The organism is Chryseobacterium sp. GW823-FHT05E08 (assembly GCF_058795655.1).
In genome coordinates, this window is record NZ_JBXAHY010000001.1 from 404,480 (window position 1) to 430,563 (window position 26,084).

At 34.5% G+C, this 26,084-nt stretch carries 22 protein-coding genes; 10 read left to right on the forward strand and 12 right to left on the reverse strand.

Annotated features, from left to right (window positions below; translation table 11 throughout):
- Positions 1-5 precede the first annotated feature (5 nt).
- Positions 6-1,127: an alpha/beta hydrolase gene (locus AC1Q7L_RS01895; RefSeq protein WP_492305646.1), complete on the reverse strand. Its 1,122-nt coding sequence runs from the start codon at positions 1,125-1,127 to the stop codon at positions 6-8.
- A 212-nt stretch (positions 1,128-1,339) separates the two neighbouring features.
- On the opposite strand from AC1Q7L_RS01895, the gene glgB reads away from it, so the two are divergent.
- The 8 genes from glgB to apaG all read left to right on the forward strand — a co-directional run bounded on the left by glgB (position 1,340) and on the right by apaG (position 12,519).
- On the forward strand, positions 1,340-3,289 hold the full coding sequence (gene glgB, locus AC1Q7L_RS01900) for a 1,4-alpha-glucan branching protein GlgB (protein ID WP_492305645.1): 1,950 nt from the start codon (positions 1,340-1,342) through the stop codon (positions 3,287-3,289).
- A 3-nt stretch (positions 3,290-3,292) separates the two neighbouring features.
- Positions 3,293-4,699: a glycogen synthase gene (locus AC1Q7L_RS01905; RefSeq protein ID WP_492305644.1), complete on the forward strand. Its 1,407-nt coding sequence runs from the start codon at positions 3,293-3,295 to the stop codon at positions 4,697-4,699.
- Between the two features lie 20 nt (positions 4,700-4,719).
- Positions 4,720-5,178 carry a hypothetical protein gene (locus AC1Q7L_RS01910; protein ID WP_492305643.1) on the forward strand — a complete coding sequence of 153 codons (459 nt, stop codon included), beginning with the start codon at positions 4,720-4,722 and terminating at the stop codon, positions 5,176-5,178.
- Between the two features lie 36 nt (positions 5,179-5,214).
- The gene (locus AC1Q7L_RS01915; RefSeq protein ID WP_492305642.1) at positions 5,215-6,483 is read left to right on the forward strand and encodes a glucose-1-phosphate adenylyltransferase; all 1,269 of its coding nucleotides are present in this window, start codon (positions 5,215-5,217) and stop codon (positions 6,481-6,483) included.
- 298 nt (positions 6,484-6,781) lie between these two features.
- Positions 6,782-7,822, forward strand: a complete 1,041-nt coding sequence (locus tag AC1Q7L_RS01920) for an SRPBCC domain-containing protein (protein WP_410690719.1) — start codon at positions 6,782-6,784, stop codon at positions 7,820-7,822.
- Between the two features lie 123 nt (positions 7,823-7,945).
- Entirely contained in the window at positions 7,946-10,762 is a 2,817-nt protein-coding gene (locus AC1Q7L_RS01925; RefSeq protein WP_410690718.1) for a 2-oxoglutarate dehydrogenase E1 component, read from the forward strand.
- Between the two features lie 40 nt (positions 10,763-10,802).
- Entirely contained in the window at positions 10,803-12,050 is a 1,248-nt protein-coding gene (gene odhB, locus AC1Q7L_RS01930) for a 2-oxoglutarate dehydrogenase complex dihydrolipoyllysine-residue succinyltransferase (RefSeq protein WP_410690717.1), read from the forward strand.
- Between the two features lie 94 nt (positions 12,051-12,144).
- Positions 12,145-12,519 carry a Co2+/Mg2+ efflux protein ApaG gene (apaG, locus tag AC1Q7L_RS01935; protein WP_492305641.1) on the forward strand — a complete coding sequence of 125 codons (375 nt, stop codon included), beginning with the start codon at positions 12,145-12,147 and terminating at the stop codon, positions 12,517-12,519.
- Positions 12,520-12,743: 224 nt separating this feature from the next.
- Here the strand turns inward: apaG and AC1Q7L_RS01940 are convergent, their stop codons facing one another.
- The 3 genes from AC1Q7L_RS01940 to AC1Q7L_RS01950 form a co-directional block, all read right to left on the reverse strand.
- Positions 12,744-13,298 carry a 3'-5' exonuclease gene (locus tag AC1Q7L_RS01940; protein ID WP_066758043.1) on the reverse strand — a complete coding sequence of 185 codons (555 nt, stop codon included), beginning with the start codon at positions 13,296-13,298 and terminating at the stop codon, positions 12,744-12,746.
- A 272-nt stretch (positions 13,299-13,570) separates the two neighbouring features.
- On the reverse strand, positions 13,571-14,539 hold the full coding sequence (locus AC1Q7L_RS01945) for a glycosyltransferase family 2 protein (RefSeq protein ID WP_492305640.1): 969 nt from the start codon (positions 14,537-14,539) through the stop codon (positions 13,571-13,573).
- A gap of 6 nt (positions 14,540-14,545) precedes the next feature.
- Positions 14,546-15,430 (reverse strand): lysophospholipid acyltransferase family protein, encoded by an 885-nt coding sequence (locus AC1Q7L_RS01950; RefSeq protein ID WP_492305639.1) that lies wholly within the window; start codon positions 15,428-15,430, stop codon positions 14,546-14,548.
- Positions 15,431-15,563: 133 nt separating this feature from the next.
- Here AC1Q7L_RS01950 and AC1Q7L_RS01955 point away from each other — a divergent pair, with 133 nt between their 5' ends.
- The gene (locus AC1Q7L_RS01955) at positions 15,564-16,055 is read left to right on the forward strand and encodes a thioredoxin family protein (RefSeq protein WP_410691282.1); all 492 of its coding nucleotides are present in this window, start codon (positions 15,564-15,566) and stop codon (positions 16,053-16,055) included.
- A gap of 37 nt (positions 16,056-16,092) precedes the next feature.
- Here the strand turns inward: AC1Q7L_RS01955 and AC1Q7L_RS01960 are convergent, their stop codons facing one another.
- The 4 genes from AC1Q7L_RS01960 to AC1Q7L_RS01975 all read right to left on the reverse strand — a co-directional run bounded on the left by AC1Q7L_RS01960 (position 16,093) and on the right by AC1Q7L_RS01975 (position 21,686).
- Positions 16,093-17,454, reverse strand: a complete 1,362-nt coding sequence (locus tag AC1Q7L_RS01960; RefSeq protein WP_492305638.1) for an aldehyde dehydrogenase — start codon at positions 17,452-17,454, stop codon at positions 16,093-16,095.
- A 42-nt stretch (positions 17,455-17,496) separates the two neighbouring features.
- The gene (locus AC1Q7L_RS01965) at positions 17,497-19,059 is read right to left on the reverse strand and encodes an MFS transporter (protein WP_492305637.1); all 1,563 of its coding nucleotides are present in this window, start codon (positions 19,057-19,059) and stop codon (positions 17,497-17,499) included.
- A 236-nt stretch (positions 19,060-19,295) separates the two neighbouring features.
- A complete protein-coding gene (locus AC1Q7L_RS01970) occupies positions 19,296-20,342 on the reverse strand; it encodes an HlyD family secretion protein (protein ID WP_492305636.1) in 1,047 nt (348 codons plus the stop codon).
- A gap of 6 nt (positions 20,343-20,348) precedes the next feature.
- Positions 20,349-21,686, reverse strand: coding sequence for a TolC family protein (locus tag AC1Q7L_RS01975; protein ID WP_492329370.1), 1,338 nt, complete (start codon positions 21,684-21,686; stop codon positions 20,349-20,351).
- 74 nt (positions 21,687-21,760) lie between these two features.
- On the opposite strand from AC1Q7L_RS01975, the gene AC1Q7L_RS01980 reads away from it, so the two are divergent.
- Positions 21,761-22,624: a helix-turn-helix domain-containing protein gene (locus tag AC1Q7L_RS01980; protein WP_492329371.1), complete on the forward strand. Its 864-nt coding sequence runs from the start codon at positions 21,761-21,763 to the stop codon at positions 22,622-22,624.
- 325 nt (positions 22,625-22,949) lie between these two features.
- Here AC1Q7L_RS01980 and rplI read toward each other — a convergent pair whose 3' ends face one another.
- From rplI to AC1Q7L_RS02000, 4 genes are all read right to left on the reverse strand, one after another.
- Complete coding sequence (rplI, locus tag AC1Q7L_RS01985; RefSeq protein WP_066758063.1) at positions 22,950-23,471, reverse strand: 50S ribosomal protein L9; 522 nt, start codon at positions 23,469-23,471, stop codon at positions 22,950-22,952.
- A 174-nt stretch (positions 23,472-23,645) separates the two neighbouring features.
- The gene (rpsR, locus tag AC1Q7L_RS01990; protein WP_027382072.1) at positions 23,646-23,948 is read right to left on the reverse strand and encodes a 30S ribosomal protein S18; all 303 of its coding nucleotides are present in this window, start codon (positions 23,946-23,948) and stop codon (positions 23,646-23,648) included.
- A gap of 29 nt (positions 23,949-23,977) precedes the next feature.
- Positions 23,978-24,319, reverse strand: coding sequence for a 30S ribosomal protein S6 (gene rpsF, locus AC1Q7L_RS01995; RefSeq protein WP_066758064.1), 342 nt, complete (start codon positions 24,317-24,319; stop codon positions 23,978-23,980).
- Between the two features lie 281 nt (positions 24,320-24,600).
- A complete protein-coding gene (locus tag AC1Q7L_RS02000; protein WP_492305633.1) occupies positions 24,601-25,953 on the reverse strand; it encodes a chloride channel protein in 1,353 nt (450 codons plus the stop codon).
- Positions 25,954-26,084 lie beyond the last annotated feature (131 nt).

Sequence of the window (26,084 nt, forward strand, 5' to 3'; positions counted from 1 at the left end):
AAATGTTAATTTTTAATGCTTTTTTGTTGAGGCTTCACTTCTACAGGATTTTCCCTGTTGTCGTAGAACAACCATTCGATAGCTCTTGGGAATTCCTGTGACCAGTAAAATTCATTGTGTGTTCCTTCGGGATTAATATTGGTTCTGAATTCAAAATCAAACAGATTTTTTTTCTCCCATCTTTTTAAATATTCTTCAAAAACATAGATTCTTTTCACCATTTTTGAGCCTTCCTGAGCGCCACCGTACAGATAAATTTTTGTTTTGAAAGGCGTCCTAAAGTTCATCATCGGGAAATTATTATTAGGTTCAACCCAAAGGGATGGAGAGAAAATTAATAATTTAGAATAGACTTCTGGATAGAGAAAACCGCTGTAAATACTGATTAAAGCGCCAAGTGAACTTCCTCCGATTCCGGTATTGTCTCTGTCTTTTTTGGTGCGGTAATTTTCGTCAACGTAAGGTTTTAAAGTATCAGCGATAAAGCGGATGTATTTTTTACCCTCAGAACCATTGGCTACATTATCATTATCGAAAATATATTCTTTAATTCTTTCTTCGCTTCCGTGTTCTATGGCGATTACGATCATGTCTCCACGGCCGTATTCTGCTAGAATTGAGAGCTTTTTATCAATTTCCCAGTTTCCGTATCCACTTCCTTCATTGAATAGATTTTGAGCATCCTGAAGGTATAAAACAGGGTAGCTTTTCTCAGAGGTATAATAATCATAGGGTAGTAAAGCCCAAACTTTACGATAACGCTCAAGTTGCGGAATGTAAAATTTTTCCGAAATAATTTCTACAATTGGAAAAAACTCTTTTTTGAACGGTCCCCAGTTCAGTCTCCATTTTTCAATAATATCAGAGGTTTTACCAATTGATTTATCGATTTTTCGGTTGGGAGTAATGCTTCCGTATTTGTCGAGTTCTACGTTTTCCCATCCGCCTTTTGTGAATTTGTATTCAACAACGGAAGGCAGAATCTGATCATCAATTTCAATGAAATACCTGTGCGGATCTAGTTGTGTAAGCTGGTAGCTATAATCTTTAGGATTCCATTTATTGAAATTTCCTGTGATGTAAATAGGTCTATCGTCACTTTCTTCAGTATAAAGTTCAAACTTCATCATGTGTGTAATAAATATTAACTGATAAATTTATAAAAAATCTTTTTATGGCAATCTTTTAAATTAATAAATAATACGATTTAAAAATTTATATATTTGGTACACAAGGGTGTGAAAAAGATTAACATAATAATTATTTCAACAATAATTAACGGTGTTTGTTGATATTTTTCGTAGTTTCAAGAAATATATAAAAATTAATCAAAGTATTGATGAATTCTGTTAAAACGTATACGCTTTTCACTGAACATGATGTTTATCTCTTTAAAGAAGGTAAGCATTATAAGCTATACGATAAGTTTGGTGCACATTCTGTAGAGAAAGACGGGATTCAAGGGGTTTATTTTTCGGTTTGGGCTCCAAATGCGAAAAAAGTTTCAGTGATAGGTAACTTTAATAATTGGAACGACAAAGATCATATTTTGTTTCCAAGATGGGACGAATCAGGAATTTGGGAAGGTTTTATTGCCGGATTAACCTGGGGAACGCTCTATAAATATGCTATTGAAACTCCACGCGGAGAAATTTTAGAAAAAAGTGATCCCTATGCTTTAAGCTGGGAACAAAATATTCAGGCTGCTTCATTGGTTTCCACGACTTGGTATGAATGGGACGATAAAGGATGGCTCAAAAACCGCTGGAAAAAAAATAGTTTAAATGCTCCGATCTCCGTGTACGAGATGCATTTGGCTTCTTGGCTAAGGGAAGGTGATGATCCTAAAAGATTTTTAAACTACAGGGAAATTGCCAAAAAGCTAGTTCCTTACATCAAAGAAATGGGTTTTACGCATGTAGAATTCATGCCAGTGATGGAATATCCTTACGATCCGAGCTGGGGCTACCAAATTACCGGATTTTATGCGGCTACCTCACGTTTTGGATCTCCACAGGATCTCATGTTTTTAATTAATGAATTACATAATAATGATATTGGTGTTATTTTAGATTGGGTTCCGTCTCATTTTCCGGGTGATGCCAATGGTTTGTACCGATTTGACGGTTCTTTTTTATATGAACACGAAGATCCGAGAAAAGGCTTTCATCCCGATTGGAAATCGCATATTTTCAATTACGGAAGAAATGAAGTTAAATCTTTTTTAATTTCAAACGCCATGTTTTGGCTGGAACGTTATCATGCTGACGGATTGCGTGTGGATGCGGTAACTTCAATGCTTCATCTCGATTATTCCAGAAATGAAGGCGAATGGGAACCAAATATTTATGGTGGAAATGTAAATCTGGAAGCGAAAGCTTTTTTGCAGGAATTCAATACCGCTGTTTATAAAGAATTTGGCGATAATATTATTACGATTGCAGAAGAAAGTTCGGATTTTCCGATGCTTACAAAGCCTGTTCATGATGGCGGAGTTGGTTTTGGAATGAAATGGATGATGGGCTGGATGCACGATACATTAGATTATTTTAAAGTAGAGCATGCTGACCGAAAATTCAGTCATCATAAACTTACTTTTGCTTCGATGTACATGTATAACGAAAATTACATGATGCCTTTGTCTCACGATGAAGTGGTACACGGAAAAGCGAGTTTGATCTATAAAATGGTCGGCGACGAATGGCAAAAATTTGCAAATCTTCGCGTACTGTATGTCTATATGTTTACGCATCCGGGAGCAAAGCTTTTGTTTATGGGCGATGAATTCGGGCAGACCAGCGAATGGAATTTCACCCAAAGTTTAGATTGGCATTTATTAGAATATCCTGTTCATAAAGGTTTGCAGACTTTAGTTAAAGATTTAAATCATATATACAGATACGAAACTGCTTTTTATGAAAATCAATTTGATAAAAGTGGTTTTGAATGGGTAGAAGCCGATGATCTTGAGAATTCGGTGATTACCTATTTAAGGAAAGGGAAAAAGAAAGATGATGTCTTTATGGTTGTTTTGAATCTTACTCCAAAGGTTTTAGATTATAAAATTGGTATCAATGCGGGAACACATTGGGAGGTTATTTTTAATTCAGACGATAATAGATATAATGGAAGCGGTGTAAAATCTGAAATTATTAAGGAGCAATCTGAACCGTGGATGAATCGTCCTAATTCGATAATTTTAAAACTTCCGCCTCTTGCTGGGGTTGTTTTAAAAATGAAAAAAGATAAAAAGTATAAATTACACAGAATTAAATTACACAAAAGATAAAAAATGGTTGTTTATCATCTAAGCACGGAATGTTATCCGATAGCTAAAGTAGGCGGTTTGGCGGATGTTGTAGGAGCTTTACCGAAATATCAGAATAAAATAAAAGGGGTTGATGCTAAGGTTGTTATGCCTTGGTATAATAAACCTTTTGTTTATGATCATGAGTTTGACATAGTTTTTGATGGCTTCATTCATCAGGGGCCGGATATGCTTCAGGTTCAGGTGTTCAAAGAGAAAAGCGATGTTTTGGGGTTCGAATTATACATGGTGAGAATTCCCGGACTTTTAGACAGAGATAATCCTTATGGTTATGAGGATGAAAGTTATCAGTTTTTGGCTTTTCAGCACGGTGTTTTGCATTGGTTGAGCGCGATGAAGATTCGTCCCGATGTTTTACACTGTCATGATTATCATACAGGTCTCGTTCCTTTTATGATTGAACATTGCCCAGATTTTGAATTTTTAAAAGGCGTAAAAACCATAGGAACTATCCATAACGGTGAATATCAGGGAATGATGAGTTGGAATATGGCCAATTATATGCCTGCTTTCGACAGCTACAAATGGGGATTGATGGATTGGAATGGCTACATGAATCCATTGGCAAGTATGATTAAATGTTCGAGTGCTTTTACAACTGTTTCGGCAGGGTATTTGGAAGAACTTTTCGTCAGTTTCAGAGGTCTTGAAAGCTTAGTTCGTGAAGAATTCGGAAAAGCATACGGAATTATAAACGGAATTGATACAGAAGTCTGGGATCCAGAAACCGATCCGATGTTGGATTTTAATTTTAATGTTAAAAATGCTATCCAGCAGAAAAAGAAGAACAAAGAAAAGCTTTGTAAAGAATATGGTTTAAAACCCGAACTTCCTTTGTTTGCGTTTATCGGAAGGTTCGCAACAGAAAAAGGTGCCGACTTGCTTCCTGACGTTGTTTGGAAAAGTATTAAACAAAGTTATGGCGCTTTAAATATTATGGTTTTAGGCTCAGGAAACTCATACATTGAAAATAAACTGAAAGAATACGATTATACCTATTCCAATTTTGCGTTGGATCTTGGATATAAAGAGCATCTTTCGCATCAGATATATGCTTCGGCTGACTTTTTATTGATGCCTTCAAGAGTGGAACCATGCGGATTGAATCAAATGTATTCCATGAGATACGGAACAATTCCGGTCGTAAGGTATATTGGAGGGTTAAAAGATACAGTTGAAGACATTTCAACAGGCGGAGCGGGGATCAATTTTGCCTATCCCGGGGTTGATGATATTGTCCATGCGATGAATAGAGGGTTAAGTATTTACAATGAAAAAGACGTTATGGAGAATCTTATTCACGCAAACATGAATTTTGACTTTGCATGGGAGAAATCTGCAGAAAAATACATAGCTTTATATACTAACTAATGTGTTGTAATATATAAATGATGAAAGTCCTAAAGTTTGTATTGATTGGCTTAATGCTTTTAATTTCAACTCAAATTTTTTCTCAAAACACAATGCAGATGATGAGACAGTCTTCAATGATGCATAATCAGCAAAGGAGAATGGATGAACAACAAAGGTTTACACATTCTTTATTAACGAATAATGGCAGCAAGATTGTTTCTAATGAAAAACAACTTAAAAGCAGTAAAAGGCAATTAAGAAGAATTGAAGGAAGAGCGGAAAAACTTGAAACTGAAATTTCAGCAGATAAAAGTAAATTAGACAAAGCAGAAAATAAAGAAATTATTCAAAAAAAGATTGATGAAAAACAGGCTAAGCTTGATCTGCTTCAAAACGAAAAGCAAACTATTCAGAAAAAAATTGAAGGGTTGGAGTTTCAGATTGCTGTTACTAAAAAAATGAGTGAAAATGCGGCCGATAAATCAAAGCAAAAATAATATTAACCAAAAAGAATAAAAAACGCAATATAATTTATGAATCACAATGTTATTTCCATTGTTTTGGGAGGCGGAAGAGGCACGAGACTTTTTCCATTAACGTACACAAGATCAAAACCGGCTGTACCTATCGCAGGAAAATACAGATTGGTAGATATTCCTATTTCTAATTGTTTAAATTCAGGATTAAATAAAATCTTGGTTCTTACACAGTTTAATTCAGCTTCATTGAATTCGCATATCAAAAACTCTTACCATTTTGATATTTTCAGCAAAGGTTTTGTTGATATTTTGGCAGCCGAGCAGAATGTGGAAAATGAGAGTTGGTATCAGGGAACGGCGGATGCAGTGCGTCAGTCGATGAAGCATCTTGAAAAATATGATTATGAATATATTCTGATTCTTTCAGGAGATCAATTGTATCAGATGGATTTCAAAGAAATGCTTGACTTCCATATTGAAAAAGGAGGGGACGTAACTATTGCTACAATACCTGTAAATGCTAAAGATGCCACAGGTTTCGGAATTTTAAGTTCTGATGACGAAGGGAATATTACTTCTTTTGTTGAAAAGCCTGATTTTGACATTTTGGAAAGTTTAAAATCTGAAGTTTCTGAAAAGAATAAAAATGCAGGAAAAGAATATTTAGCTTCAATGGGAATCTACATATTCACGAAGACAATCCTTAAAAAAATGTTTGAAGAAGGCGCGGGAGACGATTTCGGAAAAGACATCATCCCGAATTCCATTGGAAAATACACGACGTTAAGTTATCAGTTTGAAGGATATTGGACGGATATCGGAACAATCGAATCTTTTTACGAAGCTAATATTGATCTGTGTCAGGATTTTCCTCAATTTAATCTATTCTCATCTTCGCCAATTTATACAAGAGCGAGAATGCTTCCACCGTCGAAAATCAACGGTTCTTATGTAAGTAAGGCTGTTTTTGGAGACGGATGCATCATCATGGCAGATAAAATTGAAAATTCAGTTATTGGAAATAGAACGAGAATTGATAAAGGAAGTACGATCGTAAATTCCTATGTCATGGGAGCCGATTTTTATCAAAGCACAACAGAAATTGTTATCAATGACAGGAAAGGCCGTCCCAACATGGGAATCGGAAAATACTGCTACATCGAAAAAGCAATTTTGGATAAAAACTGCTACATTGGAGATAATGTAAGAATTATTGGCGGAAAACACTTGCCGGACGGTGATTTTGGAACACACTCAGTACAAGATGGTATTGTAGTGGTGAAAAAAGGAGCTATCGTTCCTCCGGGAACTCATATTGGGTAAATTAAGTCTGAGAGTTTGAGAATTGTAGTGTTTGAAAGTGCATATGTCATTCAGAACGAAGCAAAGCGGAGTGAAGAATCTATTTTCAAATAATCATTGAATAAAAAATAAAAACGCATCTTTTAGGAGGTGCGTTTTTTATATTCTTGAAAAATATTGTAAGGGTGTGTCAGGTTTTCGGATCTCTCCGAAACCTTAAAGCTAGGGTGCGGGAAGCTTTCGGGAAGGAAAGAAAACTTATTAAAATCAAAATGGCCAACATATTGGTCACTTTTTTTATTTGTCTTACTTTTGTGCGATGCGTTTTTTTAAAATCATAGCGATAGTTGCGATACTGTTGGGAGGAGCTTATGCTGCTTCCATGTATTATTTTGTGGATGAAAGCAAAAGCTTTAAAATAGAGAAAGAGATAGATTATCCAGTGGAGAAGGTCTTTTCTCAGTTCAATAATCTGCAGAATTTCACGCGTTGGAACAATTTCTTCAAAAGTTCTAAATCTATCGATATTGATTATTACACACCTTATGAAGGAAAGGGTAGTAGTATAAGCTATGTAGATCCGAAAAACGATACGGACGGAGAAATGTTCATCAGATATGAAAATCCAAACAAAACGTTGAGATATCAGCTATTTGAGGATAGAAATGAAAACCCAACATTGGTTGATGTTAAGTTTAAAGCCGTTTCTGCTGAAAAAACAAAAATCATCTGGAATGTTCATACCCCAAAATTATCCGTTTGGAAAAGAGTAGAAAATTTCTGGACAGAAGACCGATTTGCTGAAAATATCAACAACAGCATGACGACTCTGAAAAATGTTTTAGGCAATAAAGTGGAAAAAGATAATCAGATGGCTGCTATAAAGTATGATAGTTTGATGGTTGAGAAGGAAGAAGACAAACTTTTATTGGGAATTAACGTCAGTACATCAAATAAAAAAGATGCCCTTTATAAAAATATCGTAATGAATTATAACAAGGTTTATAATTACATAACGATGGATCTCGGCAAAAAAGATGACGAATTTGGGTATCCAATTATGATTACGGATGCCGATAATTATAAAGATAAAGAAGTCTCTTATTTTCTTGGAATTCCGTTGTCTAAAAAATTCGGGGTTACAGATAATAACTTTAATTTCAGATCGGTAAGTCCTACACAAAACTACGTTATGTATTACCGAGGTACCTACGAAGGAAGAGTTAAAGCGGTGCAGCAATTGATTCAAAAAGCTAAAAAAGACGAGATGCGTTTCGGAGATATTCGCCAGACTTTTATCGAACGTCCGATGGAAGGCCAGAACGTTAATATGAAGTTGTCTTTATCTGTTTATAAGTAAATTAATTATATTTATTTCTTTTATAGTTTTTTTAATAGTTTTGGGCTGTCCCACGTCGGTTTTTTTTATTAAATTTGAGGATTAATTCTACAAACAAAATTTAATAATAGATAAACTGTAATAATGGACAGATTTTCATTCCTAAACGCAGCTCATTCTCAATTAATTGAGGATTTATACCAACAGTATTTAAAATTCCCGGACTCTTTAGAACCATCATGGAAATCCTTCTTTCAAGGATTCGATTTTGCTTTGGAGAACTACGGTGAAGGCGATAACGTTCAATATATCCAAGCTCCGGCTAACGCTGCTCCGGCAGTTCAGCAAATATCTCAGGCAGCCGCTAACGGCGAAGTTCCTGAGCATATCAAAAAAGAATTTAAAGTTGTAAACCTTATTGAGGCTTACAGAACAAGAGGGCATTTGTTTACAAAAACAAACCCGGTTAGAGAAAGAAGACATTACACTCCGACTTTAGATATCGAAAATTTCGGTCTTGATAAGGCTGATTTAAATACAAAATTCAACTGTGCCCTTGAAACTGGGATGAAAGAACCTGCAACATTACAGGAACTTATCACGCATTTAGAAAACATTTACTGTGATTCTATCGGTGTTGAATATACGTATATCAACAATGTTGAAGAAAAAGATTTCATCAAAAAATGGTTGCAGGTAAACGAAAACCATCCAAGTCTTTCAGCTAACGAGAAAACTGATATTTTATTGAAGTTGAATCAGGCTGTAGCTTTTGAAAACTATCTTCACACAAAATTTGTGGGACAAAAAAGATTCTCTCTTGAAGGCGGTGAAACATTGATTCCTGCGTTGGATCAACTGATTTCAAGATCTTCTCAATTGGGAGTTGATGAGGTTGTTCTTGGGATGGCTCACAGAGGTAGACTTAATGTTTTATCTAATATTTTCGGAAAATCTTATAAGCAGATTTTCTCAGAATTTGAAGGAAAAGAATTTGAAGAAGATGTATTCTCTGGTGACGTTAAATATCACTTAGGTTCATCTAAAAAAATAAAAACAGCTTCTGGAGAAGAGGTTGCAATTAACCTTACTCCAAACCCATCTCACTTAGAAACGGTATCTGCTCTTGTTGAAGGGATTTGTCGTGCTAAGATTGACGATAAATATAAAGGAGACGGGTCTAAGATTTTACCGATCGTAATTCACGGTGATGGTGCATTGGCAGGACAGGGTATTGCTTACGAAGTTGCTCAGATGATGACATTGGAAGGATATAAAACAGGAGGAACTGTTCATATCGTTGTAAACAACCAGGTTTCATTTACAACTAACTATGCAGATGCTAGATCTTCAACCTATTGTACAGATATTGCTAAAGTTACAGAATCTCCTGTAATGCACGTAAATGCTGACGATGCTGAAGCGGTAGTACATGCGATCCATTTTGCTGCTGATTTCAGAGCTAAATTTGGAAAAGACGTTTATATTGATTTATTAGGATACAGAAAATATGGTCATAACGAAGGGGATGAACCAAGATTTACTCAGCCTAATTTATATAAATTAATTTCTAAGCACCCGAATCCAAGAGAAATTTATAAAGATAAATTGATCAACGACAGCGTTATTTCTAACGACGTTCTTAAGAAAATGGAAACTGATTTCAAAGCACTTTTAGATAAAGACTTTGATGCTTCTAAAGAAATCGAGAAAAACGTAATGGACTTGTTTATGTCTGATGACTGGACAAATTATCCTATCGGAAAAAGAGGTGCTGTTCAGTTACCTGTTGATACAAAATATGACTTGGCGAAGTTGAAAGAATTGGCAATCAAAATGTCAACACTTCCGGCTGATAAAAAGTTTATTAATAAAATTACAAGACTTTTCGAAAACCGTCTTAAAGCAATCGACGGAAATTCTTTAGATTGGGCATTAGGAGAGTGGTTAGCTTATGCTACATTGCTTACTGAAGGTCACAACGTAAGAATTTCAGGAGAAGATGTGGAAAGAGGAACATTCTCTCACAGACACGCGGTTGTAAAAACTGAAGATACTGAAGAAGAATTCATTCCGTTAAGACATGTTTCTGAAAGCAGATTTGATGTTTTCAATTCTCACCTTTCTGAATACGGAGTTTTAGGATTTGATTATGGTTATGCTATGGTTTCTCCTAATACTTTAACAATTTGGGAAGCTCAGTTTGGAGATTTCGTAAATGGAGCACAGATTATTGTTGACCAATATTTGGCTGCAGCAGAAGAAAAATGGAAGATTCAGGATGGTTTGGTAATGCTATTGCCTCACGGTTCTGAAGGTCAGGGTGCAGAACACTCTTCAGCAAGATTAGAAAGATTCTTAACGCTTTGTGCAAACGAAAATATGGTAGTAGCGAATATTACATCGCCTGCCAATTATTTCCACTTGTTAAGAAGACAGTTAAAATGGACTTTCAGAAAACCATTGATCGTGATGAGTCCAAAATCTCTATTGAGACATCCAAAAGTAGTTTCTCCATTGGAAGATTTTGCAACAGGAAGTTTCCAACCGATTTTAGACGATCCAACTGCTGATCCTAAAAAAGTAGAAAAATTAGTGCTTTGTTCAGGTAAATTATACTTCGAATTATTGGCTAAAAAAGAAGAATTAAACGCTGAAAATATTGCTTTGGTAAGATTTGAACAATTGTATCCATTACAAAATGATGCAATCGAAGCGATCTTCAATAAATATGAGAACAAAAAAGAAATTGTTTGGGCTCAGGAAGAACCGGAAAATATGGGTGCTTGGTCTTACATTTTAAGAAACTTCAGAGATACGGGAATTCAGGTGATTTCTCCGGTTCCAAGTGGTGCTCCGGCTCCGGGAAGTCATAAAATGTTTGAGAAAAACCAAAATGCAGTGATCAACAGAGTTTTTGATAGAGACGATGCTCCTGCTAAAAGACCTGTAACAGCTTAATTAAAAATAATATTCAATTAAAAAATAAAAAATACTCAATATGTCAATTTTAGAAATGAAAGTTCCTTCACCGGGCGAATCAATTACAGAAGTTGAAATTGCAACTTGGCTTGTAAAGGATGGTGATTATGTAGAAAAAGATCAACCTATCGCTGAGGTAGACTCAGACAAAGCAACGCTAGAATTGCCTGCAGAACAAAGTGGAATTATTACTTTAAAAGCGGAAGAAGGTGATGTGGTACAAGTAGGGCAGGTAGTTTGTTTAATTGATGTGGATGCTGCTAAACCAGAAGGTTCTGCTCCTGCTGCTCCAAAACAAGAAGAAGCTCCTAAAGCTGCTGAACCGGCTAAAACAGAAGCTCCAAAACCGGCTGCACCAGTTGCTGCTCCTCAAACTTATGCTACTGGAGCTCCATCTCCTGCTGCTAAGAAAATTCTTGATGAAAAGGGTATTGACGCATCACAAGTTAACGGACAGGGAAGAGACGGAAGAATCACTAAAACTGACGCTGAATTGGCTGCTGTTCCTGCAATGGGAGGTAGTTCTTTAACAGCTACAGGTTCTAGAGCTTCAACGACTACTAAACTTTCTGTTCTTAGAAGAAAGATTGCTTCAAGATTAGTTTCTGTGAAGAATGAAACAGCAATGTTAACTACTTTCAACGAAGTTGACATGTCTGAAATCTTTAGACTAAGAAAACAATATAAAGAAGAATTTGCTCAAAAGCATGGAGTTGGACTTGGTTTCATGTCTTTCTTCACAAAAGCGGTTACAAGAGCATTAAAATTATATCCGGATGTAAATGCATCAATTGACGGAGATTTCAAAATTAACTATGATTTCTGCGATATTTCAATTGCAGTTTCGGGTCCTAAAGGATTAATGGTTCCGGTATTGAGAAATGCTGAAAACATGTCTTTCAAAGGTGTTGAAGCCAACATTAAAGATCTTGCTGTTAAAGTAAGAGACGGAAAAATTACGGTTGACGAAATGACTGGAGGTACGTTCACTATTACAAATGGTGGTACTTTCGGATCTATGTTATCTACACCGATCATCAACCCTCCTCAGTCTGCAATCTTAGGAATGCACAATATTATTCAAAGACCGGTTGCGGTTGACGGACAAGTTGTAATTCGTCCAATGATGTATGTTGCAATGTCTTATGACCACAGAATTATTGACGGAAAAGAGTCTGTAGGATTCTTGGTAGCAGTAAAAGAAGGTATCGACAACCCTGTTGAAATTTTAATGGGTGGTGACGAAAGAAGAGGATTAGAATTATAGTTTTAAATAATTTAACATAAATCTTACAATCTCGCCTCAAAAAAGGCGAGATTTTTGTATATATCTAAAAAATACAAAAGTGATGTTTTCAAAAATGACTTCGAATATCAAAGTTTCAGTAATACCTGAATACGATAGCAAAAACAGTTATCCATCCGAAAATCGATATGTTTTTAAATATAGCATAACGATAGAAAATGACGGAAATTTTCCTATAAAAATTCTTAAAAGAAAATGGTTAATTTTTGACGTAGGATTCGGATTTACAGAGATCATAGGAGATGGTGTAATAGGATTAACACCGGAAATTCCTGTAGGTGAGAATTTTGCTTACTTTTCCAATGTAATGTTACGTTCCGGAGTAGGAAATATGAGTGGAAAATATTTGGTTAAAAATATGGATACTCAGGAAAGTTTTGAAATTGACATTCCGAAATTTAACCTGCTTTCCGAAGTTCTAAGCAATTAATTCTGAATAAACTGTAGCAGAAAAGCTAAGAGAGTGTAGATGAAGTTTAAACATTATCATCTGTGTAAATCTGTGCAATCTGTGGGATAAAAATACTCACAATTATTCAAATTAAAACAGCCAATAATTAGTCCAATTTTACATTAATTTGTCATTCCGTAGGAATCTAAGTAGGAATCTAAATTGCTTTTTAGAGATGCTTCTGATACAACAAAAAGCTTTTATTAAAGCTTTTTAATTTTCAGCTTCATATAATCAGAAACTTCATCATTGCTTGTAAGAAATAATTTTTCAAAAGCCAATAATGAAATTTTCGCACAAACTTCTGCATCAGCGCCTGCTCTGTGATGTTTAAATTTGATTTGATGATATTCCGCCAAATGTTTTAAACCATATTTAGGCAGATAATTCCATGATTTCTTAGCAAGCTGAATACTGCATAAATAGTCTATTTTAGGCGTAAATATTCCATAATGACTCAGACATGCTCTTAAAACTCCGGCGTCAAAACTCGCGTTGTGAGCAATCATTAATGTTCCGTACATCATTTCCTGAATTTCGTACCAGATTTCATCGAAAGTAGGAGAATTTTTTACATCATTAGGTACAATTCCGTGTACATCGATATTATATTGACTAAAATATGGAAAACTAGGAGGTTTTATCAACCAGGTTTTTGTCTCTATAATTTTAGAATCCTGCACAACACAAACGCCAACTTCACAAGCTGAACTCCTGTCGTTAGTGGCTGTTTCGAAATCTATTGCGCAAAAATCCATGAAATGTAATTATAAAATTAAGTGGTATAAGATATGAATTATTTCTAATATTTTGGGCAGCTAAGAACTTCGTTCGTAAACTTCGAAAAAGCATTCGCTTTTATCTTATTTATGCCTTCCGTTCCCGCAATTTTGTAGTTTTGCCAACGCTTTTTCCTTTCTAAAAAACTACAAAATGTGCTCCACTCAAGTCGGGCTGCATCTTTCAACGTTCCTTAAATATTACTGATCAATCCTGAAACTAAGTCCTAAAACCTAACTCCTGATACCTTTTAGAGAAAATGTTTAAAAATCAACCATTTGGATTGATAGAAATTATCTTTTTGATGTTTTTGACGAAGCTTCCAGGTTCCGGGAAGTTGTGCATAGAAACCAAAATGTGCTCTTGCAACAGCCCAGAGATGTGGAAACCCATGTTTAAATCCAAAATAAATTCCAGCGATTCCGTCTAAACACAATCTGAAAAATATCAACCAAATTAATGTAGGAAATGGTAAATTTTTCAACATCATCGAAAGGTTATTCCTGATGTTTAAATAAGTCTTTTGAGCGCTTTGTTTGTTTAAAGTTCCTCCTCCAACGTGATAAACTTTAGATTTTCCTGTATAAAATATTTTCTTTCCTGAATTAATTAATCTCCAACAAAGATCGATTTCTTCCTGATGGGCAAAAAATCTTTCATCAAAACCTTTCTGTTCCCAGAAATCTTTAGAACGGATGAAAAAACAACATCCTGAAGCCCAGAAAATCTCAGTTTCATCATCATACTGACCTTTATCTTCTTCCAAATCATCAAATACTCTTCCTCTGCAATAAGGATAGCCAAGGTTGTCTATTAAACCACCGCCAGCTCCTGCAAATTCGAAGAAATTTTTATTATTAAAAGATAATATTTTTGGCTGAATAGCTGATATTTCGGAATTTTTTTCAAATAATTCTAACACAGGTTCTATCCAGTTTTCAGTGACTTCAACATCTGAATTGAGCAAACAGTAATATTCAGGTTTAATCTGCTTTAAACCTTCATTATAACCTCCTGCAAAGCCAAAATTCTGATCGTTTTTGATAATGTGGACTGATGGAAAATGAGCTCGTAAATAGTCTATAGAATCGTCTGTAGAAAGATTATCAATGACATAAATATCTGCATTTTGAGAAAATTGAACAACACTTGGCAGAAATTTTTCAAGCCAGTTTTTACCGTTCCAGTTTAATATGGCAACTGCTAGTTTTTTCGACATCTCCATCTATATTTTTTCGGAATCAAAATCTTTAATAGAATCTTGATATTTCCATTTTCTGTGTGACCACAAATAATTATCGGGTCTTTTATGCAACGTATTTTCTAACAATTTATGGAATTTTCTTACCACTTCATTTTTTGCAAATTTCTCTCCGTCAGGCATAACTCTATGGTAATTAATCTGATAAAAACCACGTTTAACCTTCTTCATTTCACAATAAATGAAAATAAGATCCATTCTTGTGGCTAATTTATCATAGCCTATAAATGCGGGAGTTCTTTGATTTAGAAACTCTAATCCGTAACTGACATGCGAAAAATGCGGTGTTTGATCTGCTACAAAAAGATAAATAGAATCGCCGTTGTTTTTAGATCTGAAAATATTTAAGACAACTTCATTTGCTTCCAAGGCATCATTCCCAAACTTGCTTCTTACTTTTTTCATCTGATTTTCCCAAAAAGTACTGTTAACCTTTCTATAAACCGGATGACAGTTTGTTTGTGGTACGATGGTAGCCAAAGTATTCATCCATTCCCAATTGAAAACATGTCCTGCCAACAAAATAATATTTTTTCCTTCTTCTTTAGCTTCGTGAAACAATTCTTGGTTAATGTGCTGCATCCTTACCTTTGTTTCCGTTTCAGACATGGTGAAAGATTTTATTGTTTCTGCCAAATAATCTGAAAAATTTAAATAAAATTTCTTTTTAATTGCAGCAATTTCTTCTTCCGATTTTTCTGGGAAAGAGTTCTTTAAATTCTGAGTGATTACTTGTTTTCTATATCCAACAACATAATAATTTAAAAAGAAGATAATGTCCGAAAATATATATAATATTTTCAGAGGAAGTTTAGAAATTAAGTATAATATTTTGATAAGGAAATTCATAAAACGTGCAAATTTAGTGATAATAAAATTATGGTTTCATTTTTGCTGATAATAAGTATTAATTTTTTATTTTTATAGTATGAAAAAGACATCATTAAAATATTTTGTAGCCCTATTTATGGCATTTGGATCAATGGCGTATGCTCAAACAGAAAAAGTGAAGGAAGATCCGAAAGTAATGGAGCAGAAGAAAAAGGCAGCGGCAGAGGAAAAAGCAAAATTACCTAAACCATACAACCCAAAAGCGGATGCTCAGAAAGATATTGAAGCTCTGATCGTTCAGGCTAAGAAGGAAAATAAAAATATTATGATTCAGGCGGGAGGAAATTGGTGTATCTGGTGTCTTCGTTTTAATCAGTTTGTGCAGACAACTCCTGAATTAAAGGGAATTGTAGATAAAAATTACGTGTATTATCATTTAAATTTCTCTCCGGATAATAAAAACGAGAAAGTTTTTAGTCAATATGGAAATCCTGGTGAAAAATTTGGTTATCCTGTTTTCATTGTTTTAGATAAAGACGGAAAAATGATTCACGTACAGCAAAGTGATGTTTTGGAACAGGATAAAGGATACAGTTTGGAAAAAACAAAAGAGTTTTTCAATCAATGGGCTCCGAAATCATAAAAATTAAAACCGAGAAATTTTCTCGGTTTTTTTATTTTTAAAGTAATTTTTTAATCCAGCTTAGTTTCTTTTCAGAATACGGAGGATATTTAATATTCGGTTCTCCCCAAGTTGCTTTTTCAAGAACAGGTTTTTGATGTGAAAAAGTTTCAAAGCCAAATTTTCCATGGTAATTTCCCATTCCTGAGCTTCCAACGCCACCAAAAGGGAGATTGTCATTTCCTAAATGCATCACAACATCATTGATACCGCCTCCGCCAAAAGAAAGTTTTTGAGTGAAAGATTCCTTCTCTTCAGAATTATTGGTGAATAAATAGGCTGATAATGGTTTTTCAAGTTCAATCAGAGAATTTACTATTTGATTAAAACTTTTAAATGAAATCACAGGCAAAACAGGTCCAAAAATCTCTTCCTGCATCACATCATCTTCCCAATTTATATTATTTAAAATAGTCGGTTCAATGTATAATTTTTCTTCATTATAATTTCCACCGAAATATATTTTTTCTTTATCGATCAATTTAATTAATCTTTGAAAGTTCTTTTGATTGATAATTCTTGTGTATTGCTCAGAATTTGGCTCATACTTAAATTCTTTAATTTGATTTCTCAACATTTCCAAAAACTGTTCCTGAATAGATTCTTCAACCAATAAATAATCCGGAGCTACACAGGTTTGTCCGGCATTTAAAAATTTACCCCAAATAATTCTTTTGGCTGCGACTTCAAGATTGGCATCTTTAGTTATAATGACAGGAGATTTTCCGCCTAATTCTAAAGTTACGGGCGTTAAATGTTCGGCTGCAGCTTTGTAAATAATTTTCCCAACTTTCGTGCTTCCAGTGAAAAATATTTTATCGAATTTTAATTTTAGAAGTTCTGTTGTTTCATCAATTCCTCCTTCAAAAACATATAAATATTCGGGAGGAAAATTTTCATTGATGATTTTAGACATTGCTTTCATTGTATTTTCAGCAATTTCACTTGGCTTTAAAATACAGCAATTCCCTGCAGCTAAGGCAGCAATAATAGGAGAAAGGGATAATTGATAAGGATAGTTCCAGGCTCCAATAACTAAAACACAGCCTAACGGATCGGAGTAAATTCTACTGCTTCCGATTTGGTTGGAGAGATTGGTTCTTACTTTTTTTGGTTTTGCTAAAGCATTTAAATTTTTAAGATAATAATTAATATCCTTTAGAATAAAAGAAATTTCAGTGGTAAACGTATCAAATTTTGATTTACCAAAATCTTTGTAAATGGCTTCATTTAAAAGATTTTCATTTTCAAGAATAAGATCTCTTAATTTTTCAAGATACATTTTCCTGAATTTTAGATTCTTCGTTTTCTGTGTGTTGAAAAACTCTTTCTGCTTTGATACGATTTCCTGAATTTCCATAAACCAAATTTCAGAAAATAATGCAAATCTTTTGCCTAAAAATTACATTATATTTCTAATTGCAATTTTCACGGGATGATACAGAAGCAAAAGCAAAGCGGTGATCAATGCCAACCAAAATAATCCTGTGAAGATTTCCATGTTGGAAAGTAACATGGACTGTGCGGCAATTTTAGCTTTAAAAGCTCCCGCGGTCATTGATAATGAGTCATTAATAGGCAGTTTTGCAATATTGGCTCCAAAGATTTGATTCCACTGTGAATAAAAAACCGGATTTGTATCTGTTAATTGAAAACTTAATGTATCCGAATGTTTTAAGGTTAAAAATAACATCAAATTCTGCATTAAAGCGTAACCAATTGCGGTTGTCCAGAAACGGGTAGAAGTACCCAAGGCTGTGGCATTGGAAACGTTTTCTTCGGACATTCCTGAGATCAGGAAAAATACTAAAGGTGTAAACAACAATCCTTGCGCAAGTCCCTGTAAAAATAAAGGCGGACAAATAGTTTGTAGTGTTGTATCGGGATAAAAAGTATAAGTAAACCAAGCGCAATCAATCGCTAATAATAGAAATCCTGTGAAGAATACAATTCTTGAAGAAACGCCTTTCATTAAACATATCCCGGATAAAAATACGCCAATAATTGTTCCCAAAACATTCCAATATTGGATGTCAACAATGTAATCCCAAGGCCATTTCCAGACGGTTGCCATGATGCTGTATACATTATTTAAACCTGAACGAATTAAATAAAATATGAAAAATAAAAGCATTCCAACAATTACATTTTTTGAACTGAAAACTTCAAAATGGAAAAGAGGACGTTTAGAATTTCTCTGTTTTAGCATAAATAATCCACCTGAAATCAGGAATACAAACAGACATAAAATGATGGTGTCAGATTCAAACCACATCAATTTTTTTCCGTAAATAATGGTGTAAGCTCCGGCTTGTAAACAAATCCAAAGCAGAAACCAACTTGTAATATCTAATTGATACAGGGGCTTTTTAGGAAAGAATCTGTTTCTGTTGAAAAGAGCAATTCCGATAATTAAAACAAAAATATGAAAGTAAAGAATCATTAAGATCATATGCTGGAAATCATAGTCCTGAATGCTCGATTTTAACAAAGAAGTTGTGACTGTTCCACCCGTCAGCATGATCGTGTACATGAAAAGATAGGCAATCACTTTGGCGTGTTTTGTTTTTAATTCCGCAATAATTAAAGGTAAAAATATGGCACCTTCCATTAATCCAAAAATCCCTTCTAGAAATCTGATTACTAAAATGATATGATAGTCGTTCGTGATGGATAAAACATATAAAATAATGACCGAAATGGAAGACATCAGCAGAATATAATATTTTACACTAAAATAAGCCATAAACCGCTGTAAAACTAACATGGTTACCACGAATGTTCCGTACATCATCATTAATAAATACTGAATGTCATCAGGATCTACATCCATAAAAGACGACGTAAAAGCACTGTTGGAATGCAGGATTGACAATAGCATCAAGTGCGGAAACAATGCCAATACAAGAAGCGGCAGCTTCAGCCATTGTGGAACCCATTTATAATAAACTGAATTGTGTTGCATTTTTTTAATGAATAAAAACGAAAAGACCGAAAAGCAAAATGTAAAAAAAGTAAAAGGTAAAATGGCAAAATGCGTAAGAAAAAATGGCAATTTTGCTGCTTTGCAGTCCAGCCTTTTCGTTGAAAAAAGAACTTAATTGGTTGATTTTAAATTTGAGAAAGAGGAATTTGAAAATTTAAATCTTTACATAAAATCTAACATCACATAAAACTCTCAAACCCTCATACACTCAAACTTTATATTTTCTTTGCACTCACCAGAACATTCATTCCAGAAAGTAGTTTTTCGTTATTTTGATTGTTATCAAGAATAATTTTCACAGGGAATCTCTGTTCTATTTTAACGAAGTTTCCTGTTGCATTGTCTGGTTTCACTAAAGAAAACTGGGAACCTGAAGCAGGTGAAATTGATACAATTTTCCCTTTGAATTCTACATCAGGAAAGGCATCTGCGGTAATCGTAATTTCTTGCTTTTGATCGATTTGTCCAAGCTGAGTTTCTTTATAATTGGCAATGATCCATTTTTCTTTACTAACAATTTGAACCAAAGCCTGACCTTCTTTAATCAACTGACCTTCCTGAATTGTTTTCTTTCCAACCCAACCGTCATAAGGCGCTGTAACTACCGTGTAGGAAAGGAAAAGTTGAGCATTATTCAAGCTTGCAGAACTTTGCTGGATCTGACTTTTCGCCGGAGCAACTTTTGTTTCCTGTTCGTTTGCACTTGCTTTTACGGCATTTTTTTGCTGTTCCAACGCTAAAAGATTAGCTTTTGCCTGATCGTATGAAGCTTTTACATTTTCAAACTGTTGTTCGGTAGCGGCATCCTCTGAAACCAGGTTTTTATATCTTTTAAAATCCTGCTCCGTTCTCCAAATATCAATTTTGGCAGAGGCAATTTTTGCATCGATGATTTTGGTGTCACTTTCTTTTGTATTGACCCCACTTTGAATGGTAGTAATATTTTCAGAATTGGCGTGAAGATTGGCTTCTGCCATTTTCACTTGGTTTACAAATTCTCTGTTATCAATGATGATCAAAGTATCTCCTTTGTGAACGAATTGGTTTTCGTTGAATTTTATTGTTTTAATGAAACCTGAAACTTTACTGGAAACAGGCGTAATATATTGTTCGATCTGCGCGTCGTTTGTGGTAACATTTTTTCTCGAAAAAAGATAGAAACTTAGCATTCCTGTGATTCCGCTGATAATAAGGATCCAGGCCAATAAAGTGATCGTTTTATTGATTCTTTTTTCTTTTTGTGTTAATTGTTTCTGTGCCATAGTTTTTTACAGGTTTCCAATCGTATATTGGAGTTGGTAATATTTAAGTTGTCGGTTTATTTTTACGGAAATAAGATTAGATTGAGCTTCCAGATTGGCATTATCAGCATCAATAAGTTCAGTAATTAAACTTAATTTATTGATGTATTTTGTTCTTACAATACGGTAGTTTTCTTTCGCTTGATTAATAGCTTCTTCGGCTATTTTCACCTTTTGATCGGTTTCTTCAAACTTCTTGTAGGCTTCATAGACATTGTGTCTTATATTTTCATCGTTTTCCTCAATTTGAAGTTTTGCCAAGCTTATATTTTCCCTTGCTTCCTGCATTTTGTATTTGTTTTTATACAGACTTTCAATAGGATAAGTAAGGTTTACTCCAATCATTCCTAAACGGTAAGCGTAAGGTTCAGGAGGGAAAAACATCATATTCGGATATTTAAAAAAATATTCTCCACCAGCTGTTATTTTAGGTAAATAATTCGCTCTTGTTATTTTTTGATCCAACTGTTTTAATGAAAGGTTTTTATGCGTCATTTCAACAGATTCGTTCTTGATTAGAGCAGTTTCTGTTAATTCATCTACATACGGAATTTCAGCTTTATCAGAGATTAGATCTTCTGTATTGACGTGCATTTCCTGGTTTTCCGGAAGGGAAAGAATTGTTTTTAATTTATGTTCTGCGATTTGAATATCATTATCCAATTCTGTCCAGCTCATTTTGTGATTGGAAAGCTGTAAAGAGGTTCTCAACACTTCATTCACTGTTACCACGCCGTTTGCTTTTAGGGCTTTTACCTGTTTGATATTTACGGAATCTTCTTTCATTTTATCATTAATTAAACTTTGCTGTTCTTTTAAATGATGGATCTGAAGAAAGGCAGTGATGATTTCCATGGTAAGCTGTCTTTCATCCAAATGAGTTTTTAAACTTGAAATTTCGGTGTCAATGGATGCTTTTTTCTCTGTATTTTTAATTTTTCCTCCCATGTAAACTGGAATAGAAGCTGAAAGTGTAAAATCATACATTCCGTTAATTACATCGTATTTTGTAGCTTTTCCGAATAAGCCATTTTCATGTTGAAAAAGATTGGAAACCTGAGTATAGCTTGTATGAAATTCAATGTCCGGTAATTTTTCCATTTTGAGATCTTTCTCTTTGGTTTCGGACATTTGTTGTTTTAAGTAACTTATCTTAATATTTTTATTATTCTTTAGACCTAATTCCACGGCTTGTTGTAAGCTAAGGGATTGGTAATCTATCATTTGTGAGTGTAGAAAGCTGCTTATCAATAATAAGCACAACGCAATGCCTTGATATCTACATGCGTTAAATATCATTTTCATAATTTAATTAAAGGTTTTTTGATAAATTGATTTTGATTATGCAAAGTTACGGGGTGGAGTGCCAGACACGATTTGTGAAAACAGAAAAAGATTTGTTCATTTACGCCAAAGTGAAATTTTCTCCTTACCTTTATTCTATGAATGATAGTCATTTTGGAGCAGTCGAAGAAGAAGATGCCGAATTTTATGTATATAATGTACTTGCAGGAAATATAACAACGGATGTTCATTATCACGGATCTGCACAATTAGTGTATGCAGAGGGCGGTATTGTGCATGTCTTTACTGATTCAAAGCATTGGTATCTTCCTGCTAGATGTTTTATGTGGATACCCGCGGGAACTCCACATTATATTTTTAGTTCAAGTCCAAAAGTAGATTTATATAATTTTTATTTTAAAAAAGAAGAAAATGAAAATGGCTTTTTTGATGAAATTAATGTGTATTCGGTAAGTCATTTGCTTAGAGAGATGATTTTATATACTAAAGACTGGGATGGGAAAATCACAAAAAATGATACTTCAAAATATTATTTCCTCAAAGCGCTAAAAAGTATTCTCCCTGAGAAAAGAGACAAAAATTTGGCATTTCCGGTGCAACATCCTTTTCCGAAAGATGAAACCTTATTGAAGATTGCTAAATACGTTCATGCTAACCTTGAAAAACCTCTTACAATCGAATCTACTGCCAAAGAATTCGGAATGAGTACAAGAACCTTATCCAGAAAGTTTAAAGAGATTTTAGGGATGAATTACGTTCGTTTTCTACGTGCTTTGAGAATCACCCGTTCCTTAGAGCTGATGTTGGAAGGAAAGTATAATATGTATGAGATTGCGATGATGGTTGGGTATAATAGCTTGTCTTCTTTCAGTAATATTTTTAAAAAGGTAATTGGGGTGGCTCCGAGTGAATATCAGCAGAAATTGAAAGGGAAATAGGTGAGTGGGAGAGTTGGAGTGTTGGAGTGTTGGAGTGTATGAGAGTTTTAGTGTTTTAGAGTCATTGCTTCGTCGCTACACTCCTCGTAATGACAAAAAGTAATGATGGCGACGAATGCCCTAGCCCCGATAGCAACGGTTACCCCGCAACACGGAGTGAGAGATTGAAAGGGTTTTGGTGTTGGAGAGCGCTGGCGTGAGGAGTATGAGTGGATAGCGGGATTAAGCTTCTAAAAATAAGTGGTTAATTAGCAATTGGTAATAAAAACAAAGAAACCACTTCAAACGAAGTGGTTTATATATTTGAGAAAATCTCTATAGAATCTTAAGCTTCTTCAGAAGGAGTTTCTTCTACAGCAACTACTTTCTTAGGAGCAGCTGGTTTAGGAGCTTCTACTGGAGCGTCAGATACGATGTCGAATTCGAAGTTGTACTCAACATTTCTGTGTAATCTGATGTTAGCAGTTACTTTACCAGTTCTCTTAATAGTGTTTCCTGGGATTTTAATGTATTTCTTCTCTACAGAAACTCCAGCTTTAGCAAGAGCAGCAGAAAGATCTGCATTGTTGATAGATCCGAATAATTTATCACCAGAACCTACTTTTGCAGGAATGATAACTGTAGTTTTCTTCAATTGATCTACTACACCGTTAGCTGTAGCGATTAATTTAGCTTCTTCTTCTTTTCTAGCTTCCAAAGTAGCTTCTAGAGCTGCTTTGTTTTTAGGTGTAGCTAAAAGTGCAATTCCCTGAGGAAGTAAGAAGTTTCTAGCATAACCTGGTTTTACGCTTACTGTATCGAATTCAAGACCTAAGTTTTCTACGTCTTTTTTTAGGATAATGTCCATTGTTGTTGTCCGTTTTTAGTTTTAGAGAAAAGAATAAAGAGTAAAGAAGCAAGACTTTAAAATCTTTTATCATTCATCTTTTATCTCTTATCTAAAAATCGTTAGAATTAAAATTATTTATTCAGCAACAAAAGAAGAAAGCGAACTCTCTTCTTTTATTTATTTTTTGTTGGCTTATTTCAACAAGTCAGCTACGTAAGGCATCAAAGCAAGGTGTCTTGCTCTTTTGATAGCAGCAGAAACTTTTCTTTGGTATTTCAAAGAAGTTCCAGTGTATCTTCTTGGTAAGATTTTACCTTGTTCGTTTACGAACTGTAATAAGAAATCAGCATCTTTGTAATCAACGTGCTTAATTCCGAATTTTTTGAATCTACAATATTTCTTTTCAGATTTTGTATTGATATCAAGTGGAGTTAAGAATTTTACTTCTGATTCTCCTCCAGCTGAGGCTTGTTTAGCCATATCATCTATTGCCATGTCTTGTCTTTTTTAATTTGGGGTTAATATTAAGCCTTAGCTGTCTTTACTTTAGTTCTTCTAGTGATAGCATACTCTACAGCGTGCTTGTCTAGTTTTGTAGTAAGGTAACGAATTACTCTTTCGTCACGTTTGAATGCCAATTCTAAGTCAGCAACTACAGTACCTTCACCTTTAAACTCAATTAAAGTGTAAAATCCGTTCTTTTTCAATTGAATCGGATAAGCTAATTTTTTTAGTCCCCAATTTTCTTTGGCAACGATTTCGCAGTTCTTTTCTTTGATAAGATCTTCGAATTTTTTCACTGCTTCCTCCACCTGAGCATCAGATAGAACGGGAGTTAAAATGAAAACAGTTTCGTAATTGTTCATAATGTTAAATGAATTTGTTAATTATTTCGAGGTGCAAAATTATGTATTTTATTTCTAATACACAATGTATCGCACAAATATTTGTGAAAAAATATCAAATAAAATTGGTGAATTGTCAATCGTGAATAGTGAATTTTTGAAAATTAATACATAATCGAATCAATATTATTTAAAAATCAAGAATTGTATTTATTTTTCACACTAAAACACTAAAACACTAAAACACTAAAACACTAAAACACTAAAACACTAAAACACTAAAACACTAAAACACTAAAACATCAATCCTCCTTTCTAATCTCCGCCAAGAAATTAACCTTTATCACATCATACAATGAATGCCTGCTTACTAAAATCGATGCAATGGAAGAAACCATACCAGCCAACATCAAATGGAAAATCAGAGAATGCCTGTCGGTCATTTCCAATACAATAATTGCTGATGTAAATGGAGCTCGGGTGATTCCGGTAAGGAAGGCAACCATTCCGCCTAGAATAACGACGTTGCTTTCGTTTGGCGTTAAATGTATCGCTCCTGAGATCACAGATCCAATACTTGCTCCGGCAGTCAAGGCTGGTGCAAAGATTCCACCTGCGCCACCTGAGGTAAACGAAAGCGCAGGACCCAACATTCTTAAAATAGGAACATACCAATCTTCATGTTTATCCTGAGTGAAAAGTACTCTTTGCATAATCTCTTTTCCTGAACCTAAAACTTCTCTGTTGATGAAATAAGCGATAGAAGCGATAAAAAGAGCACAGGCAACCAAAAAAATAACATTCGATTTGTCTGTTTTTAATTTTCTTTTTTTCCAGTCATTCATTTTAAGCATGGTTACGGAAAGCTGACTTGCCATAATTCCTGCAATTCCTGCGACTAAAACGATGGGAAACATAACCATTAAAGAAACATCATTAGTTTTGGGATAACCTAAATATAAATAAGATCCTGCAAATGTCTGAGCAGTTAATCCGGCAATAATAACAGCGGTAAAAAGAGCTGTTTTAAAGTAATTAATATGCGTTTTTGAAAGTTCTTCAACAGCAAATACAATTCCGCCAAGCGGAGTGTTGAAAGCGGCTGCAAGACCAGCAGCTGCGCCTGTCATAATCATATTTTTCTTGGAAATTTTTGGCCACCAATGAGGAAGATATTCATTAACCTTTCTGAAAACAGAACCTGCAATTTGAATAGTTGGACCTTCACGACCAACAGCACCACCACCAATCACTAATATGACAGAGGAAAGGATTTTAAAAACAATAATTTTTAAACTTAGTAAGCTTCTTATTTTGGTATGTTCTTTTGGGTTAGCCAGTTCAACGGCTGCCATTACCTGCGGAATTCCGCTTCCTTTGGCATTTGGAGCAAATTCTTTTACCAGCCACCAGGAAAGTACAAAACCGATCGGAGCGATGATAAAAATCATCCAATCGTGCCAATGAAGAATAATTTCCAAAAGCTTTTCTCCCCATGCGAAAATTTTAGCATACATCACAGCGACAAAGCCCGTAATCACAGACCCAATCCAAAAGGGGATCGCTTGAAGCAGGTTGTACTTCAGCTGTTCGTTTCGGATATTGTCGAAGGATTTTTTGAGACTTCTTCGAATGAGGGTGAAAATTTTCAACATTTGTTTGTTTTGAGCTATAAAATTACATGAAATTTATAGAATTCATATTCTATAGGATATATTTCTAACCAGATTTTATTTTGTCTAAAGATAAATTAGGATTTAAAGTTTGTCTTAAATTTAATATTGAA

What these genes read in the sequence shown, in the direction of transcription:
- AC1Q7L_RS01895 (WP_492305646.1), bottom strand. Translation starts at nt 1,127, where the DNA reads ATGAAGTTTGAACTTTATACTGAAGAAAGTGACGATAGACCTATTTAC.
- glgB (WP_492305645.1), top strand. Translation starts at nt 1,340, where the DNA reads ATGAATTCTGTTAAAACGTATACGCTTTTCACTGAACATGATGTTTAT.
- AC1Q7L_RS01905 (WP_492305644.1), top strand. Translation starts at nt 3,293, where the DNA reads ATGGTTGTTTATCATCTAAGCACGGAATGTTATCCGATAGCTAAAGTA.
- AC1Q7L_RS01910 (WP_492305643.1), top strand. Translation starts at nt 4,720, where the DNA reads ATGAAAGTCCTAAAGTTTGTATTGATTGGCTTAATGCTTTTAATTTCA.
- AC1Q7L_RS01915 (WP_492305642.1), top strand. Translation starts at nt 5,215, where the DNA reads ATGAATCACAATGTTATTTCCATTGTTTTGGGAGGCGGAAGAGGCACG.
- AC1Q7L_RS01920 (WP_410690719.1), top strand. Translation starts at nt 6,782, where the DNA reads ATGCGTTTTTTTAAAATCATAGCGATAGTTGCGATACTGTTGGGAGGA.
- AC1Q7L_RS01925 (WP_410690718.1), top strand. Translation starts at nt 7,946, where the DNA reads ATGGACAGATTTTCATTCCTAAACGCAGCTCATTCTCAATTAATTGAG.
- odhB (WP_410690717.1), top strand. Translation starts at nt 10,803, where the DNA reads ATGTCAATTTTAGAAATGAAAGTTCCTTCACCGGGCGAATCAATTACA.
- apaG (WP_492305641.1), top strand. Translation starts at nt 12,145, where the DNA reads ATGACTTCGAATATCAAAGTTTCAGTAATACCTGAATACGATAGCAAA.
- AC1Q7L_RS01940 (WP_066758043.1), bottom strand. Translation starts at nt 13,298, where the DNA reads ATGGATTTTTGCGCAATAGATTTCGAAACAGCCACTAACGACAGGAGT.
- AC1Q7L_RS01945 (WP_492305640.1), bottom strand. Translation starts at nt 14,539, where the DNA reads ATGTCGAAAAAACTAGCAGTTGCCATATTAAACTGGAACGGTAAAAAC.
- AC1Q7L_RS01950 (WP_492305639.1), bottom strand. Translation starts at nt 15,430, where the DNA reads ATGAATTTCCTTATCAAAATATTATACTTAATTTCTAAACTTCCTCTG.
- AC1Q7L_RS01955 (WP_410691282.1), top strand. Translation starts at nt 15,564, where the DNA reads ATGGCGTATGCTCAAACAGAAAAAGTGAAGGAAGATCCGAAAGTAATG.
- AC1Q7L_RS01960 (WP_492305638.1), bottom strand. Translation starts at nt 17,454, where the DNA reads ATGGAAATTCAGGAAATCGTATCAAAGCAGAAAGAGTTTTTCAACACA.
- AC1Q7L_RS01965 (WP_492305637.1), bottom strand. Translation starts at nt 19,059, where the DNA reads ATGCAACACAATTCAGTTTATTATAAATGGGTTCCACAATGGCTGAAG.
- AC1Q7L_RS01970 (WP_492305636.1), bottom strand. Translation starts at nt 20,342, where the DNA reads ATGGCACAGAAACAATTAACACAAAAAGAAAAAAGAATCAATAAAACG.
- AC1Q7L_RS01975 (WP_492329370.1), bottom strand. Translation starts at nt 21,686, where the DNA reads ATGAAAATGATATTTAACGCATGTAGATATCAAGGCATTGCGTTGTGC.
- rplI (WP_066758063.1), bottom strand. Translation starts at nt 23,471, where the DNA reads ATGGACATTATCCTAAAAAAAGACGTAGAAAACTTAGGTCTTGAATTC.
- rpsR (WP_027382072.1), bottom strand. Translation starts at nt 23,948, where the DNA reads ATGGCAATAGATGATATGGCTAAACAAGCCTCAGCTGGAGGAGAATCA.
- rpsF (WP_066758064.1), bottom strand. Translation starts at nt 24,319, where the DNA reads ATGAACAATTACGAAACTGTTTTCATTTTAACTCCCGTTCTATCTGAT.
- AC1Q7L_RS02000 (WP_492305633.1), bottom strand. Translation starts at nt 25,953, where the DNA reads ATGTTGAAAATTTTCACCCTCATTCGAAGAAGTCTCAAAAAATCCTTC.